At 57.7% G+C, this 16834-nt stretch carries 13 protein-coding genes and 1 pseudogene; 3 read left to right on the top strand and 11 right to left on the bottom strand.

All coding sequences use genetic code 11. The features are described from left to right. Nucleotides 1-20: 20 nt before the first annotated feature. The 7 genes and pseudogenes from AC1DE4_RS15065 to AC1DE4_RS15095 all read right to left on the bottom strand — a co-directional run bounded on the left by AC1DE4_RS15065 (nucleotide 21) and on the right by AC1DE4_RS15095 (nucleotide 7746). Nucleotides 21-551: pseudogene (locus AC1DE4_RS15065) on the bottom strand (ABC transporter ATP-binding protein). Between the two features lie 504 nt (nucleotides 552-1055). Then, complete coding sequence (locus AC1DE4_RS15070; protein WP_025660241.1) at nucleotides 1056-1394, bottom strand: slr1659 superfamily regulator; 339 nt, start codon at nucleotides 1392-1394, stop codon at nucleotides 1056-1058. Between the two features lie 18 nt (nucleotides 1395-1412). Continuing rightward, nucleotides 1413-1967 carry a slr1658 superfamily regulator gene (locus AC1DE4_RS15075; RefSeq protein ID WP_477881910.1) on the bottom strand — a complete coding sequence of 185 codons (555 nt, stop codon included), beginning with the start codon at nucleotides 1965-1967 and terminating at the stop codon, nucleotides 1413-1415. Between the two features lie 4 nt (nucleotides 1968-1971). Next, nucleotides 1972-4329, bottom strand: coding sequence for a SpoIIE family protein phosphatase (locus AC1DE4_RS15080; RefSeq protein ID WP_477881912.1), 2358 nt, complete (start codon nucleotides 4327-4329; stop codon nucleotides 1972-1974). Then, on the bottom strand, nucleotides 4326-5504 hold the full coding sequence (locus AC1DE4_RS15085; RefSeq protein WP_477881914.1) for a methyltransferase domain-containing protein: 1179 nt from the start codon (nucleotides 5502-5504) through the stop codon (nucleotides 4326-4328). The genes AC1DE4_RS15080 and AC1DE4_RS15085 overlap by 4 nt, the downstream gene beginning before the upstream one ends. Further along, entirely contained in the window at nucleotides 5501-5998 is a 498-nt protein-coding gene (locus AC1DE4_RS15090; protein WP_037216559.1) for a hypothetical protein, read from the bottom strand. Before AC1DE4_RS15090 ends, AC1DE4_RS15085 begins: the two co-directional genes overlap by 4 nt. Before the next feature lie 20 nt (nucleotides 5999-6018). Further along, nucleotides 6019-7746: a putative bifunctional diguanylate cyclase/phosphodiesterase gene (locus AC1DE4_RS15095; RefSeq protein WP_025660246.1), complete on the bottom strand. Its 1728-nt coding sequence runs from the start codon at nucleotides 7744-7746 to the stop codon at nucleotides 6019-6021. A 329-nt stretch (nucleotides 7747-8075) separates the two neighbouring features. On the opposite strand from AC1DE4_RS15095, the gene AC1DE4_RS15100 reads away from it, so the two are divergent. Together AC1DE4_RS15100 and AC1DE4_RS15105 are read left to right on the top strand one after the other, a co-directional pair. Continuing rightward, entirely contained in the window at nucleotides 8076-8231 is a 156-nt protein-coding gene (locus AC1DE4_RS15100; protein ID WP_477881916.1) for a hypothetical protein, read from the top strand. A 222-nt stretch (nucleotides 8232-8453) separates the two neighbouring features. Next, complete coding sequence (locus AC1DE4_RS15105) at nucleotides 8454-8891, top strand: hypothetical protein (protein ID WP_025660248.1); 438 nt, start codon at nucleotides 8454-8456, stop codon at nucleotides 8889-8891. A gap of 105 nt (nucleotides 8892-8996) precedes the next feature. Here the strand turns inward: AC1DE4_RS15105 and AC1DE4_RS15110 are convergent, their stop codons facing one another. Continuing rightward, nucleotides 8997-9629 carry a hypothetical protein gene (locus tag AC1DE4_RS15110; protein WP_025660249.1) on the bottom strand — a complete coding sequence of 211 codons (633 nt, stop codon included), beginning with the start codon at nucleotides 9627-9629 and terminating at the stop codon, nucleotides 8997-8999. Nucleotides 9630-10123: 494 nt separating this feature from the next. Between AC1DE4_RS15110 and AC1DE4_RS15115 the strand changes: the two genes are divergently transcribed. Then, the gene (locus AC1DE4_RS15115; RefSeq protein WP_025660250.1) at nucleotides 10124-11401 is read left to right on the top strand and encodes a DUF3422 family protein; all 1278 of its coding nucleotides are present in this window, start codon (nucleotides 10124-10126) and stop codon (nucleotides 11399-11401) included. Between the two features lie 207 nt (nucleotides 11402-11608). Here AC1DE4_RS15115 and AC1DE4_RS15120 read toward each other — a convergent pair whose 3' ends face one another. From AC1DE4_RS15120 to AC1DE4_RS15130, 3 genes are read right to left on the bottom strand one after another with little or no spacing between them, the layout of a single operon-like run. Then, complete coding sequence (locus AC1DE4_RS15120) at nucleotides 11609-13150, bottom strand: SpoVR family protein (protein WP_025660251.1); 1542 nt, start codon at nucleotides 13148-13150, stop codon at nucleotides 11609-11611. 11 nt (nucleotides 13151-13161) lie between these two features. Then, nucleotides 13162-14478, bottom strand: a complete 1317-nt coding sequence (locus AC1DE4_RS15125) for a YeaH/YhbH family protein (RefSeq protein WP_025660252.1) — start codon at nucleotides 14476-14478, stop codon at nucleotides 13162-13164. A gap of 25 nt (nucleotides 14479-14503) precedes the next feature. Continuing rightward, entirely contained in the window at nucleotides 14504-16453 is a 1950-nt protein-coding gene (locus AC1DE4_RS15130) for a PrkA family serine protein kinase (RefSeq protein ID WP_025660253.1), read from the bottom strand. Nucleotides 16454-16834: the final 381 nt, after the last annotated feature.

Here is a 16834-nt window from a genome sequence, read left to right on the forward strand (position 1 = left end):
CCGGATCGCAAGACTACGGCTTAGAGAACGTAGCTGATCGGATCGTTGCTGACCGGATGCGGAAAGACACCCATTTCCAGATCGAAGACCGATTTGAGCCACATCGGACCTTACGATGTCGGCTGGCGTGCCGTGTGCCGAGATGCGGCCTTTCCTCAAGGCCACGATCTCGTCGCAATAGCGGGCGGCCAGATTGATATCGTGGAGGACGACGACAATCGCGTGCCGTGCCACGGGAATCGGCCAAGCGCCACCAGTTCACGAACCGTCATGCTATCGGTCGCTGGTGTGAATTGCGGCATGTAGGCAACCTGCCGGGCGAAGGGTCTGGCGTCCCAGCGCGAAATCGCCTCGCCTTTCAGCTCGACCCCACCTGATGTCGGGGCAATCTCTCGGGCCATGATTTTTAGAAGCGTGCTCTTGCCGCTACCGTTCTGCCCAACCAGACCGCAGATGCGTCCGCTCGTCAATGTCAGGTCTATCCCGGAAAGGATGCTCTTTCCTGCCGCGTGATAGGCAATCTGTGACGTTGTCAGGAAGGGTGTCGACATGCGGCTTCTCTTTGCTTGCACCAGATAGCGATCGCGGCTCTGTACGCGCTCGTGCAAAACCTTACCGTTACTGTCAACTTATATATTCTCTGGCGAGCAATTATTTCGAAGTGAAGCTTTGCCGCCTTGAGACAGGTTGCCCCGGACGCCGTCTTAAAGAGGTGGGCACTTTCCGCGCATTCGCAAACAGCGGCCGAAATCGAGCTGGTCAAGTTGCATCCTAGCGAACGCGCTCGCGCGCCGTGTTGCGCTCCGCATCAAGCGAGGCAAGCACTGCGCAGTCGTCTTCTCTGCAATTGCGCCATCGATGGGAGCGTTGACGAGAGCAAACGTGCGTTGACGGTGCCGTCTGCGACTGGTTTGGCCGGTGAATTGCTGGCAATGAGACCAGAACTGCCAGCGCAAGTGCTTGCAATGGAATTGTACTGACGAAGGGAGCACCAGAGTACCAAGCGGGCCAGAGGGAGACCCGCCGCCCGTTCTGCGTGGCCGCACAGGCGGCTGTCAGGTCATCCTCAGATCGACGCCGGGGTGCAGCTTCTTCAGATTGGGTAGCGATTTCGTCTGCCACGAAATTTGGGAGGAACCCAGAACGGTCAAATGGATCTCCGGGCGTTTGCGCGCTTCGATTGTCAGCTTGGCAAGCAGATTTATGCCGGAGGAATTGAGGAACTCCAACCCCGTCAGGTCCAAAGTGGTTTTGCCGCTACCGTTTTCGAGCGCCTTCATGGCGAGTTCTTGGACCGGGGCGTAAGCGTCAGGCCCCGATAATCGCATTGTCCCATCGAAATAGACGGTGCTGCCTTCGGACCAGACGCGGTAGGCTTCTTCTCTAATTTCCATCGCGCACCTCTTGCTGTTTCATGCCGGAATTGACATAGCTGCATAGGTTTCAAGTCTTGTTCGGTCGTAAGGGTCGTCCTCCTGGAAGAGCCAGGCCAATTGCACTTCGTAGTCGCTCATCAGGGTCAACAATCCGAGGCCCGATGCATTGCCTGACGTGGCCGTGGCGTTTGCTTCGATCTGCCTGATAAGCAGCTCGCTCGGATCACCGCTCGTTACCTTGCGGAGCAGTTGCTTGAATCTACCAGCCGTTTCACGGTCAACGAAATTGGACACCCTAAGCCGCAAACAATCGGCTTGCGCCAGGGCTTCGACAACCACTTCGCCGCGAATGCGAAACTTAATAGCGTTCTCTATCAGCTCGTTTGCAAGGTAACCGATGTCCTGTTTGAGCTGGTTGTAGATCCGTTTCGGCGGCCGAAACCTTGAGACCATCATTTCTGCAATGAAATCAGACGTCATGCCGGAGTGCTTCCAGGCCAGATCAAGTGGGCCATCAAGCAACCTAAGCCGAATTGCGTGGGCTGCAGTGGAGGAGGCGAGGTGTTCCTGCCCATAGAGTACGACTGCCATGTCATCACCTATGCCGCATCACGACCAGCGTGATGTCATCATGTATTTTTTGAGTTCCGATGTAGGCCATCAAACCTTCGACGATACCATCCTTCACTTCCTCCGCGGTCTGGCCATGAAGAAGCCGCGCACTCTGACAGAGCCGGTCGATGCCAAACAGCTCGCCACGCGGATTTTCGGCTTCCGTAACACCGTCCGTGTGGAGCACGATAAGGTCGCCCTGCTTGAACGATATCTCGCGAGTATCAACAAAAGGCGAAATATCGGATTCAAGCCCAACCGGCAGACCGAGGTCACCGGTATCGATCCGCTCGACTTCACCTGTCTTGCGGATGACGATAAGGTCTTCATGCTGTCCTGAAATGGTGAGGCGATCGCCGTCATAGTCAAGAAATGACAAAGTGAGGTGCTTGTCGGTTTTTGTCCTCTCGATATTCTTGAATATCGCCCGATTGAGATGCGCGAGGAATTTCGAAGGATCGGTTTCTCCGGCTTCCTGGAGGGCACGGGCGACCGACTGCACCATCAGCATCAGCACGCCGCTTTCCAGCCCGTGACCGGTTACATCGCCAATGCCGATCTTCAGGCTTCGGCCGTTTTGCAGGACATCATAATAGTCGCCACCAACCTCGTCGGCCGGACGCATATAGGCGGCAATATCGAGGTGTTCGACCGCTCCAAGCTCAGCCGGCCGCGGCAAAACCATCATCTGGATGTGGCGTGCTACATCGAGCTCTGCGCCGAGGCGCAGGTTCTCGCTCTTCAGCTGCGTATTCAACGCCTCGATTTCTTCCTTTGCCGCCTCGATTTCCTTCGTCCGTTCATCGACCAGCTTTTCAAGATTCTCCGTATGGAAGCTGATCTGCTCGGCCATGCGATTGAAGGCAAGTCCGGCCTGCGCCACCTCATCCTTGCTGGTAATCGCCACCCGAACGGAATAGTCCTTCGCCTCAATGCTCCTTGCAGCGGCTGCCAAGGCGCTGATCCCGCCAGTGATGCGCTTCGACGCCGCAAATACTGCGGCCGCAACGATGAGCAAAGACACCAGAACCGCAAGAATCTGGTAAAGCAGGATACGATTGGTGGCACGCGCTATCTGCTCTCGAGCAGCGATAAGCGACGCATAAATTTCGTGCTCCCGTACGACGATACCAAGCGACATGACCTCGCGTTGAACCGGACCGTTGACCCAAAGATTCGATGGGCGGAGCTGTTTGGTGACCACCAGATAGGGCACATCCTCGCCATTCTCTCTCAGTGAAATGTGGTGAATGACGCCGTCGGCGTCGAGTGGAAGTGAGGCAATAGCTTTCTGCGTACTGTTTCGCAGCGAGCGGTCAACGCCGGTCACGCCCTGGTTGGTGGCGTCGCTCGCCGCGCGCAAGCCGATGATCTTCTCCCCCGTCCGGTTAATTGCGGCAACATTGCCGTTGGACATGGCAAGGAAGCCGAAACCGGTTTCGGCGACCTTCACGTGTTCGACGATTTCGGCCAGCTGGTCGAGCGTTATGTCGGCGCCGGCTATCCCGGCGACGTCGCGGCGATCTGCCGTCCAGAGAGGATGAAAAAAGCTGACGATCAGCTTTCCCGTTATCGCGTCTGTGTATGGTGCAGTCTGGGTAATGTCTTCAGGAACGGGGCGTGAGGCTGGATTTCGGGCCCACTGCTGCCATGACTCGTAGATGCCCGGAAAGAAGAAGGTCCAGAAGTTTTCTTTATTGTGGCCGGGGTAGAGCCTGTCGAACGTCTGCGCCTGGTCCGTATAGGGAGCCGTTCTAAAGATCGGCCGCTCTTTCGGACCGATATAGTACATTTGAAGTTTGGATGCTCCATTTTGCAGGAGGTTAGGAGCAACCAGATCAAGAACTGCGCTGGTTTCGATGTCTGTCTGCACTTGCGGCAGCGGATGGTGATCCTTGTCGAGAAGATAACCCCAGACACTAACGACGGATGGTGACCCGGGAGCGTTCTGCGCCCAACCGCCGCCGCTGTCGAAAGTGACCGTCACGGCGTTGGGATCAGCCTTGGCCATTGCGGCCCCAACCTTACTGTTCCTCGTCGGCCGATCTATCTGCGACTGCAAGACGCCAGCGAGCGCCTTAACGTCGGAATGCACCTGATTAAGAAGCAGCCCAACCTGTGCAACGGTGGACTCGGTGGACGAGCGAATATAGTCTTGGCTTGCCTTTTCAAGCCCTTCTCCGACTTGAGTCGTCGCGTCACGCGATAGCCGTTGCACGTTCCAGAGCGCCAGGCTGCCGCTGACAAGAAGATCGAAAAGCACGGCGCCGCCGACGACAAGGATGAATTTCGTGCGAAAGGAGCGTAATCCGAGGCTTGGCTTCTTTGGCGCAGCGGTCATAGCGGCTTCTGCCCCGACGCCGCCCAGATCGGCCAACCAGCATAGCCTCTCGGGTGAAGCGCTGCAAAGATATGATCCCTGAAGCCCTGCCTGAAGCGGGCGACGAACTCGGGAGAGTCCCCGCGTCTAGCGGACATGTCGCCTGCGTAGACATCTTCCCAGGCTTCAATGACATCGGCGAACTCCTGCGGGTCGCCGTCGTGGTTGGTGACCATGAAACTTTCGATCCTTACATCCTCGAAACCGGTATCCAGCAAGAGGCGAGAACCCTTTGGTCCCATTTCGACGTCCATGTCGAAATGGCGAAAGAGCTTGGCGACCTCGTTATAGGTCCATTGGATAGTTTCGGCGCGCGGTTCACCCAGGCAGTGAGAGTTCTTTTCGTTTGTGATGTAGACCCGGCCACCCGGCTTGCAGATCCGATAGAGTTCTCTCAGAAGGAGCTCGGGCCGATCGAAGATCTGTAACGAGTGGCGGCACGTCACAAAATCAAACTGGTCGCTTTCGAACAGCATCTGTGATGCATCGCCAAAGGTATATTCGATATCGCGAACGCAGAAGTCTTCCGCTACGGAGCGCGCATAGTCGAGGCTGGCCACGGAATGATCAAGCGCGACAATCCTGGCGGGGTCGAATTCTTTCCTGACAAGCATAGCGAAATCACCGATGCCGCAGCAAATGTCGGCAATCGCCATGCCGCCGCGCAGACCGTGCCGTGGCAAAATCGTCCGTTCGTGACGCCAGGTCATTTTCGTCTGGGTCCGGAGAATCGGTATGAAGCTCTTATCCTCGACGAACGCCTGACCAGGATAGAAAGCAGAGTCATAAATCTCCATGGAAATGTTGGGCGAAAGTTCCCCAAGGTGCCGAAACATCTGTGTCGCCCATGTGACGACACTTGATGCGAGCACGACAATCTTGAGTTCGGGTCGGGAGTACGAGGCATCGACGAGAACACGCGCCAGAGCGCCGAACGCCGTGCTGTTCATGTGGGTGACGCGTTTCAGATTGACGTAGAAGACGCCGTGCACCTTTTCGATTTTGTCGCGCAACAGAAGCAGATCGTCCGCAATGTCTGCGATCGAACGAGGCCGGAAGACGCCTGTTGCCACGAATTCCTGGTTGCTTGTGTCGAATTGCGTCGTAAAGACAGGGGAGGGGTTGTTCGCGGTCAAGTGAGGAGCCTTTCAAGAGGCAGGTCGACAACGAAAGTGAGCGCCTCGGCTGCCGAAGCGCGCAGCTCTATCTCCGCATCATAGTTGACCGCCAATCCCAACAGGATCGCTTGTTCCAGGGGAGCCGTCTCGTCGGCGATGACCTTCACGTAGTTCGCCAGTTTTCCACGGTGTTTCAGACCCCGGACGAGTTCAGCGTAAAAGCGGTGCTGTTGCGATCGGCACGGAAAACTCAACTCGATCCGCTCGACTTGTTCATGACGATAGAAGACGCATGCTAGTTCACCCTCTTGCGCCTCCGAGCGAAACGACATCTCGAGGAGTTCGTTGAGGGCGGAGGACAGAAGGTTGGAATGGCGCAGTGGATCACGGCGGTCATGGCTGACCATTTGGGCAACGTAGTTCGAGAGCTGGTCGCAATGCAGCCAGTCTGACGTGAACGTTGCCATCTCCATTTCCAGATTGAGGAGTTGCTCAAAAGCTGCGTCTGCCATCGCCGTCGCCTCCTGCCTTTTCAACCTGCACCTCCCTGGCCGATCGCCATCCCGGTTGCATCCCGGCCCCCGCCGCCGTTCCCCCGCCGTCCTTTGCGGGGGGCGATGAATTGGCGAATGTGATCGACATGCATCGGTGGGCTCAGGAAATGCCCCTGCAGTCTGTCGCAGCCTTCCTCCAGGAGCCACGCGGCCTGTTCGGCAGTCTCCACGCCTTCGGCAGTGACGCGCATGCCGAGCCCATGCGAGAGCGCAATGACGGAACGTACAATCGTCCGGCTCTTTTCGTCGCTTAGGAGGTCGTTGACGAAGTATTTGTCGATCTTGATGTTATCGAAAGGAAAATTCTTCAGGTAACTCAGGGATGAGTATTCCGTCCCGAAGTCGTCGAGCGAGATCTGGATGCCAAGCACGTTCAGGGTGTTCAAAGTATCGAGATTGTTGATCGTGCGCTCCAGAAGGACGGTTTCCGTAATCTCGAGTTCCAGGCGTTCGGCGGGAAGACCGATAAGATCGAGTGTTTGCGACACGCGATCGGTGAAACCTGCTGTCAAGAATTCCGCCGGGGATAAGTTGACGGCAACGGTGTAATGGTCCGGCCAGCTCAGAGCTTCCCGACAGGCCTGTTCCAGCACCCATTGGCCGATTTCGCTCATCAGCCCATCTGCCTCTGCCATCGGGATAAAGGCAATGGGAGGAATCACGCCGAGCCTCGGATGGCGCCAGCGTAGGAGAGCCTCGAAGCCGGTTACGGTGCGTGAGCGGTCAACAAGAGGCTGATATTCGAGGAAGAACTCGCCATGATGGAGCGCGACCCTGAGGCTGCGCCTCAGCAACTCCCGTTGTTCCAGGACCACCAACATGCTGGGATCGAAGGTTCGTGCGCGACGGCGTCCTTCCTTTTTGGCAGCGTAGAGGGCGACGTCGGCTGCTTTCATCAATTGCTCGCCCTCATCGCCATCACGGGGCGCGATCGCAATGCCGATACTGGCTCCCACGAAGACAGTGATGCCGTCCACCACGAATGGTTTCTTGAATTCGCCAACAAGCGCATCTGCCAGTCGTTCTGCCTCTGCGGGCTGCTCGTGAGAAGTTTGAATGACGGCAAATTCGTCGCCAGCAAGTCGGAAGGCTGTTTCGCCACTACCGAGCACGCTTCGGATCCTGGCGGCTGCAAGCTTCAGAACGATGTCTCCGGCGCCGTGTCCCAAGGTATCGTTCACCGGCTTGAAGTCGTCGAGATCAATCTGCATCAGGGCGAGACCGCATCCGCCGCTGGTCGGAAGAAAGCGCCCCAACTGGTCGCTGAACTGCCGGCGGTTGGGAAGCCCGGTCAGGGCGTCATGGGTTGCCTGATGCAAGAGGAGAGCCCGTTCCTGCTCATGCGCAGGTGTCGATTCAATACGGTCAGCAACGGCGATCTCGATAACTGCCAATCCCTCCTTTGCCGGCAGTAGCAGCAGGTCATAGCCGTTGTCGGTCGACACACCTATCCGTAGCGATTGTGGCGTGCCGTTTTTGATGACGAGTTGTACGAGGTCCGCTGAGGGAGGGGCTTTCAACATGGGGTAAATGTCGCCCAGCCTTGTGGGTTGCTGCCTGTTGAAGCCCGAGCGTTTCGCGAGCGTCTCAGACCAATCAATAAGAACGAGGTCGAGATCCCATAGCGAGAAAACAGCTGCGACACGGCTGAAGAATTCGGATCCATGTGGAACTAGCGTAGGCCAATTCTCACGATTTTCCGGCATATGGGTGGGCCTCCGCGTTGTGCCTGCGCCTAGGTTTTTCCGATGCATCCCACACATGCTGAATCAGCAGTCTCTAAGAAAGCTAGCGTATGCCGTGTTGCAGTCAATCAAAAACGCTACCATAGGGCAGTATTGTCCCTCTACCAGACTGCGATTGTCGAAATGTACGCACAAGGGAAGTTAGCTAAGCGGTACCCGGGCCACCGTTTTTCGAGGGTCCGTCGGATCCTGTAACCAGGACAAAAGCGCGCTCATTCGGCTCGAGCCTATTGAGGCTCGGCCTGGCTCTCGCGCATCGGATAGCTGAGAGCGCGGGGCTGGATATTTCGATGGCAGCAGTACAATTCCCGCTTCGGGACCCCATGGTATTTTCCGCAGTACTCGGGTCGACCCAGCTCTCGCATATAGCTGCAGATGTCTCCGGACAAAATGATGAGATTCCTGAGACGATCTGGGGCCAGTTCAAGTCCGCCGCGCTTAATTGAAACAAAACTGTCGCTGAGTTCGGCTTCGGCCGCGGTCGCCGACGCGAAGCAACGCTCTTCAGCAAGCTCTGCAGATAGAATGCAGACTGTCGTGCAACTTGCTCCCGACCTGCATAAATCCTTTCGCAAGGATCTTGATTGGGCCTCGCTGTCCCCTAGCTCAATTATTCAGGGCGTACGCGGCAATGGGGCTGCGCAAATTTCAGCCGAATGGAGCCCACCATGAAACATCAGACATTGGAGCAACTGCAGAATATTGCGGATATCGACCAGGCATATCCGCACCGCATCATGTCACGAAGCGAGCGTCTCGAGCGCTGGGTGGAGCTTCTCGAGTTGAGCCCGCATCGACGACTGGCTACCCTCTACCAGACCGAACATCAGCCGACCTCAGTGCTATCGCTCCTGCGTAGCGATAACTCGCCGATCTCGGTCGCCTTTGAGGACCCGATCCTGCGAGCAGCGGGGCTTGAGAACGATACCTATGGCCAGGCCAAGAAGTTCTTCAGTCTAACCGACGGCGAACTGCATAACGTTCTTTGCTACTGCCATTTCGGCGCGACGGTCAGCGCCGCCACAGCCGCCCACTATGTACGCGGTATTCTTGGCGTGGATCGCCCAGGTTTATTCGCTCGCCTGCGGGCACTGTTCACATCTTGACTGGAACGAGACCAGGCGCCATTCGAACACCTGATCACTGCTCCCGTCTTCAAGCCGCCGCTCCGGCGGTCGCCGGCTTGTCGCTAGCGATCGCCAGCTAGCTGATCACTCACCATCCTCGCCAGACAGTCCGGTCTGCTGCTCCAGGCTGCTCAGGCAGGCATCGTTATGGGCAAAGCGAAAAATGCTGTAGACCGCCAGTCCCCAGTCCTCACTTCCAGAAATCGTGACGCTGGCCGACTGGGCATTCTGGAACTTCGTGCTCAGATTGTCCCACTGCTCGAACACCTGCCGCTCCTGAGCGATGACCGCCTGCCGGAACATGCCGTCCTTTCCGAATTTGGACGTGGCGACATGGTCGACCTTCTCGTCCGCTGGCCCGAACTGGGAAGCGAGAAGCGAAGCCGCCTCCTTGTAAACCTGCCGTGTCGTCGTGCCGCGCTGATCATCGTCGATGTAACGGGAAATCGCGACAACGTTGCATATTCCCATGCCGTGGACGTAGGCTAGCACATATTGATCAAAGAGGTCGCTTCCGCCAGGCAGAACGTTGCATGAGTACTGACCTGTCGTATCCGGCTGCTCGCCATTGATCGGTTTGCAGCCGAGCGCTGACGGCAGAGTATCCTGCGAAACGCCGAGCGGCCGGAAGGCCGGCACATTTGTCTCGGACGGTGAAATGGACGCAGTCATAGTTGCGGCAAAAGCCACGGACGCCAGAATATCGATTACGGCCATCGAATCTCTCCCGAGTAAGATCGGGCAATACCACAACAGCAGCGTCAGAAACCCGATCTGCGCGCCAGGCACGGTGCCGAAAGTTGACTTTCCACAGCCTTTCGCGTTCAGCACATTCGCGCCGAAGGTTGAAATCCAATGGTCGGGAATTGTTCCATCACGATTTTGTGGCGAGTGGTGCCGGGCTGTCCGCATAGGGTGCTATTCAAGCATGAGTTGCTTGCTGGTTGGAGTGGCTGTGGCAAACGGTCGCGCGGACCGATCGTGCTAGACAGGCATATGAGGAGATGCTTGCATGCCGCCAGCTGAGGGGCCGATGTAGGGATAAGATCATGGACATTCGAAATCTTTTTGCGAATGGCAAAAAGAACTTGAACGTGTCAGCGCCGATCAGAGGTGAACCAATCGAGGTTGTTCAGTCGCGCTCCCGGGCTCAGCCGAATCACAGTATCGATAGCGATGAGCGGGAAACACACACCGAAAGGAGCGCACGCATGACGCAAGGAAGCTTTGGCTTTCCGCCTGCGGATCTTCGATTACGCGCCTTGGGGGAAATTCATGCGCGACCCTATGCGCTCGTTCAGGCACGCCGCGTCATCTTCCAGCTCGCGTTCCTGACGGAGAGTGCCGGTGACAATGACCATGAGATGCTTGCCGATCTTTCCCGATCCAGCGGCGTTGCTCCGCCGACCCGCGAGACCAGCCATCATGCGATAAGCTGGGGCCAGGGCACCTTGCGCTGGGAACGCCATACCGAATTTTCGACCTACTTCTGGGATTGCCCCGCACCAGAGAAGTTCGGCGCCCCGATCGCCGTTCATCCTTTCGGCGACAGCTTCTCGCCACCAGGTCCGTTCATATCGGGCATTCGTTTGGAAATACGCCCCGACACGCCCGAGACGGTGCAGGAAATTGCCGTTTTCGATCCGACCAGCCTGTGTCGAAGCGAACTCAGAAACGGTCAGGCAACGATCCTCACCGATTTCCGCCAGGATGGCGACGGATTGACGAAGTTTCTGGTGATCGATCGCGGCATGTCCGACAGCGCACGCGGTGCGCTGGTCCAGCGGCTTCTCGATATCGAGACCTATCGCACGCTGGCGATGATGGGCCTGCCGCTTGCACAGTCACTCTCGCCCGAAATCCGCCAGATCGAGTCCGGCCTGACGGCCATTACGCAGCGGATGAAGCTGCATGCACGGGATGAAGCGGACCAGATGCTGTCCGAGATCACGCGCCTTGCGGCCGAACTCGAGGCGAATGCAGCGCTCAGCCTCTATCGGTTCGGGGCAAGCCGCGCCTACTACGAGATCGTTCAGGAGCGCATTCGGGCTCTTGCCGAGACGGCAATACCAGGCAGCGAAACACTCGGCTCATTCCTCGAACGACGACTGGCGCCGGCCATGCGAACCTGTCAGTCGGTCGAGGAGCGCCAGGCGAACCTTTCGCGCAAGCTTGCCCGGGCCACGGCCCTGCTGCGAAGCTGGATCGACGTCGAACTCGAGCGTATCAATACGACGGTGCTGAATTCGATGGACCGCCGGGCGCAACTGCAGCTGCGTTTGCAGCAGACCGTCGAAGGCCTGTCGGTGGCGGCAATCTCTTACTACGTCGTCGGGCTCTTCGGCTATGTGGCAAAGGGTGCGCACAATGTCGGCTTCGAGGTGTCCCCCGAGACGCTGACAGGTCTCTCGGTACCGATCGTGGTTGCCGGCATGTGGCTCGTCGTGCGAAGCATCCGGCGAAGACATGCCGAAGAGGACAAGCGTTGACGTTTGGCGTCGTAGGCTGCCATCGCCCTGTCGGGGCGCGTCGGCCGGCCAGACGATGCCAGGAAGTCCGTCATGGACGGCACCATGCTTCCCGGGACGCACACAAGGGAGCCGTCGTAAAGGAAGTCGGCCAACACGCGTTCGATCCGGTGGGCAAGCGCTTTCGATGACCGTAAGCCGCATGGCTCCCACGGTTCCCAGCTGGCTTCAGAGTTGCGCCGTCGAACACTCGTAGAGCGCCGCGCCCGTTCCAGCATCGACACCACTCAGGCTCACGTCGTAACCCCAGAGGTGGCGAATATGGCCGAGCGTGGCATCACGGGTTCTCTCTTCCAGGAGGATGCCGTTCTTCACATTATGCTGTAGCCGAAGTTGCCGGTCACCTAGCAAGTCCACGTCGATAACCTGGATATCGGGCTGTCTGGCCCCGACGTCGTAACTGTGGGCCAGCGCCGAGCGGATCCTGGAATAGCCGCGCTCATTATGGATTGCGGATACTTCGCAATAGCTGTCGGTGGCGCGATCGGAGAGCAGGAACAGCCGGAACTTGCGGATCATCGCCGGGCTCAGATATTGGAGCATGAAGGACTCGTCGCGGTGGTTCGCCCAGGCGTCGAGCAGCGTCCCCTGCCAATCGCCGTTGCCGGCAAACGACGGAAACCAGTCGCGATCTTCCGCCGTCGGTTCCATGCAGATGCGCTCGATGTCCTGCATCATCGCGAATCCCAGTGCGTAAGGGTTGATGCCCGGGAAGCGCGAATCATCGAAGGCCGGTTGGAAAACGACGTTGGAGTGGCTTTTCAGCAATTCCAGCATCGCCCCTTCGCTGATCCGGCCCTGATCGAAGAGGCGGTTGATGATCGTGTAGTGAACGAAGGTCGCGCAGCCCTCGTTCATCACCTTGGTTTGGCGCTGTGGATAGAAATATTGCGCAATGACGCGCACGATCCTGAGAAGTTCGCGCTGCCAGGGATCGAGGATCAGGCTGTGCTTTTCCAGGAAGTAGAGCAGGTTCTCCTCCGGAAGATTGAGAACCTTCTTGCGTTCGGACGCGTCGCGTTCGGCCTCTTCCGGATTGCGGTTTTCCGTTGCCAGCGGCAGCGTGCGCCACAGATCGCTGTAGGTCTGCTCTTCATATTCCAATCGCTCTCGGGCGCGTTCTCTGACTTTTTCGGAGGAAAGGCGGGGCGGGCGCCGGTAGCGGAAGACGCCCTGGTCCATCAGGGCGTGCGCTGAATCGAGGATCGCCTCCACCGCGCTCAATCCATGCCGCTCCTCGCACTTGGCGATGTATTTCTTGGCGAAGTCCATATAACTCAGGATGGAGCCGGCGTCCGTCCACTGGCGGAACAAGTAGTTGTTCTTGAAAAAATGATTGTGGCCGAAGGCTGCATGCGCGGTCACCAACGCCTGCATCGCCATGGTGTTTTCTTCCATGAGATAGGTGATGCAGGGGTTGGAGTTGATGACCAACTCGTAGGCGAGGCCGCGCTGTCCCTTCCGATACAAGTGATCCTCGAAGATGAAGCGCTTGCCGAAGGACCAGTGCTGATACATCAGCGGCATGCCAACCGACGAATAGGCATCGAGCATCTGCTCGGAGGAAATGATCTCCAACTGGTTAGGATAGACGTCCAGTCCCATCTCATCGAGCGCAACCGTCTCTATCGCATCGTAGGCGCGCGAAAGGGTGGTGAAATTCCAGTCGGAACCATCAAACAGCAGGCCTGAACTCGAGCGTCTCGCCATTCGGTCGTCCCTTACTTACGCGTGCGCATGGCAGGCTGTCGGGTAAAGAGCTTGCGGAACACGGGGTAGATGTCCGCCGGTCTGGAGATCCGCGTCATCTGGAAGTTAGGCACTTCGCCGTCGACCGTGCGATAGGCACGCCACAGCGACGTGCCGTTGTCGGTCGCTCCAAAGATTTCGGTTTCACGCTCATCGATGATCTCGACATAGGCATAATATTGGCACAGGCGCATCAGGTGGTCGCGAAGCAGCGCCGCGCACCGTTCGGAATCTCCGCTGATGTTGTCGCCGTCGGACGCTTGAGCGGCGTAGATGTTCCACAGATGTGCCGGATAGCGTTCCTCGATGACACGAAGCATTTCCTCGAGGGCAGTGGAAACGACCGTGCCGCCGCTCTGCTTGCTGTAGAAGAACGTCTCCTCGTCGACCTCGCGCGCCTCGTCGGTATGACGGATGAAAACGATATCGATCCGCTCGTAACGGCGGGTCAGGAAGAGGTGGAGCAGCACGAAGAAGCGTTTCGCGAGGTCTTTTTCGCGTTCGCCCATCGAGGCCGACACGTCCATCAGGCAGAACATCACCGCGCTGGCATTGGGAAGCGGCTGGCGCTCGAAACGGTTGAAGCGAATATCAACCGGATCGACATAGGAGATGCGTCGACGCCTGCGTTCCAATTGCTCGAGCTCCTCGCGCAATGCCTGCAGGCGACGCCGCTCCTGTGCCGACAGGTTCGGTTCGGCCTCCAAGGTGGCGATCTGCTCCGCAAGCGCCTTCACCGCCGCTTCGCTCGGGCGCTGTAGCGCGATCCGGCGGCCGAAGCTGTTGCGCATCGTCCGCCCGACATTGATGTTCGTGGGGGTGCCGGCCGTGCTGAAGCCGACGCGGTGAGGCTTGTAGGTCACCGTCTCCTTCAGGTTCAACTTGACCATGTCGGGCAGTTCCAGATCCTCGAAGAAAAGGTCGAGAACCTCGTCGCGGGACAGGATGAACTGAAAGTCATCCTCGCTCTCGCCGCGGCCGGCGCCCTTGCCACTTCCGCCGGCACCGCCTTGCGGTCGCGAAAGCTTGTCGCCCGCCATATATTCCTTGTTTCCGGGCAGAATATACTCGCGCGCTCCACTGCCGGAGGCAGGCTGAAAAGTCGGCTCGCCGGCGCCGCGTTTCGGCATCGGAACGCCATGGGCGGCGTCCACGTCGGCAATCCTGTCCGATTTGACCTGCTCCTTGATCGCCCGCTTGAGCTCCTCGCGGGCGCGGTTCAGGAAACGCTGCCGGTTGCCGAGGCTCTTATCCTTCGGGTTGAGCCGGCGGTCGATAAAATTCGCCATCTGCCAATCCCCCGGTTCGGCATCGTCAGCCGGCCTTATTGACCCGCATATACCAATCGACGAGCCGCCGGACCTGGCGAACAGTATAGCCGCGTTCCGTCATGCGCTCGACGAATTCCGCGTGCTGCTTTTCCGTTGAGCTGTCCTTCTTGGAGCCGAAGCTGATGACGGGCAGGAGGTCTTCGACCTGACCAAACATGCGCTTCTCGATCACTTCGCGAAGCTTTTCATAGCTCGTCCATGACGGGTTGCGCCCATGGTTCTTGGCGCGGGCACGCAGGGTGAACTTCACAACCTCATTTCGGAAGTCCTTGGGGTTGGCAATGCCCGCCGGCTTCTCGATTTGCGACAACTCGCTGTCGAGAATTTCGCGGTTGAGGATCTGGCCTGTGTCGTAGTCCTTGAAATCCTGGTCTTCCAGCCAGGCATCGGCATAGGCGATGTACCGGTCGAACAGGTTTTGTCCATACTCGCTGTAGGATTCCAGATAGGCTTTCTGGATTTCATGACCGATGAATTCGGCATAGCGTGCTGCAAGCTCGGACTTGATGAAATCCAGGTAGCGCGCCTCCGTTTCCTTCGGGAATTGTTCGCGCCGAATTGCCTGCTCCAAGATGTACATCAGGTGGACCGGGTCGGCGGCGACCTCCTTTGTATCGTAGTTGAAGGTTTCCGACAGCACCTTGAAGGCAAAACGGGTGCTGACACCAGTCATGCCCTCATCCACACCGGCGGCGTCACGATACTCCTGCACCGACTTGGCCTTGGGATCGGTGTCCTTCAGGTTTTCGCCGTCGTAGACGCGCATCTTCGTGTAGAGCGGTGAATTCTCATGAACATGGAGGCGTGTCGCAACGGTGAACCGGCTAAGATTCTCGAGCACTTCAGGGGCGCATGGGCTCTTTGCCAGCTCGCTTTCACGAAGCAGCTTTTCGTAGATTTGCCGTTCTTCGGTGACCCTCAGGCAATAGGGCACCTTGACCACGAGAATGCGGTCGAGGAATGCCTCGTTGTTCTTGTTGTTCTTGAATTGCAGCCACTCGGACTCGTTGGAGTGAGCAACGACAATGCCCTGGAAGGGGAAGGCGCCGAAGTTCTCCGTACCATTATAGCTCCCCTCCTGGGTGGCGGTCAGCAGGGGATGCAGCACCTTGATCGGGGCCTTGAACATTTCGACGAACTCGAGAAGCCCCTGCGTCGTTCTGTTCAGCCCGCCACTGTAGGAGTAGGCATCAGGATCGGCCTGACTGAAGTTTTCAAGTTGACGGATGTCCACTTTGCCGACGAGTGCGGACACGTCCTGATTGTTTTCGTCACCCGGCTCCGTCTTCGCAATTGCTATTTGTCGCAGACGCGAGGGCGTCAGTTTAACCACGCTGAATTTCGAAATGTCGCCGCCGATCTCGTCGAGCCGTTTCGTCGCCCAGGGCGAGATAAGGCCCGTCAGCCTTCGCGGCGCAATCCCGTACTTGTCTTCCAAGAGACCCGCCATCCGTTCCGGGTGGAACAGGCCGAGAGGGGATTCGAAGACGGGGCTGACCTTGCCATTGACGGCCAAAGTGTAGATCGGGCGCTGCTCCATCAGTCTCTTCAGGCGCTCGGCGAGCGACGATTTGCCGCCTCCCACTGGACCGAGCAGATAGAGGATCTGCTTTCGCTCCTCGAGCCCTTGCGCGGCGTATCTGAAGTAGCCGACAATCCGCTCGATTGTATCTTCCATTCCATAGAAGTCGGCGAAGGACGGGTAAATCTTGACTGTGCGGTTGGCGAAAATCCGCCCTAGCCGCTCATCGGCGCTCGTATCGATTAATGTCGGCTCGCCGATCGCTTCGACCATTCGCTCTTGCGCGGTCGCATAAAGGCTTTTGTCATCGCGGCAGGCAAGCAGGTATTCCTGTAGACTTAGTTCTTCTTGCGCGGCGCTTGTGTAAATCTCCGAGAAAAGATCAAAGACGTCACTTTCACCTTTTTGCATGATGCTCTCCCGCGGCCTGTCGGTTGAGGCGGGATTGCCGCCCCGTCGGCGCGCTCATTGAGACAACGGCACAAACTAGCATTCGTTCCTTCAAATACTTACAGGAATTCGAATTTGGCTCGAGTAGGCCATGTAGCATCTCATCGTCTCCATTCTTGCGCCAGATTGCGACTCAAATGTTGAACTGTGCTGATTGCTAATATGGCACGAAAGACGTGCAATAACCATGGCTAAGGTAATCACGCTATCGCTATGAACAGCGCATTTCATCCCGAGCCAATGCTATGTCGGCGAACAAAATCGCAGCGCTGAGCGATCATGCGCCGGTGGACGGCTGCTCCAGAACCCGTGCCGTCCATGGCGAAGAAGCGGTAAAGGAAA

The sequence above is a fragment of the Rhizobium sp. 10N414 genome, assembly GCF_056394785.1.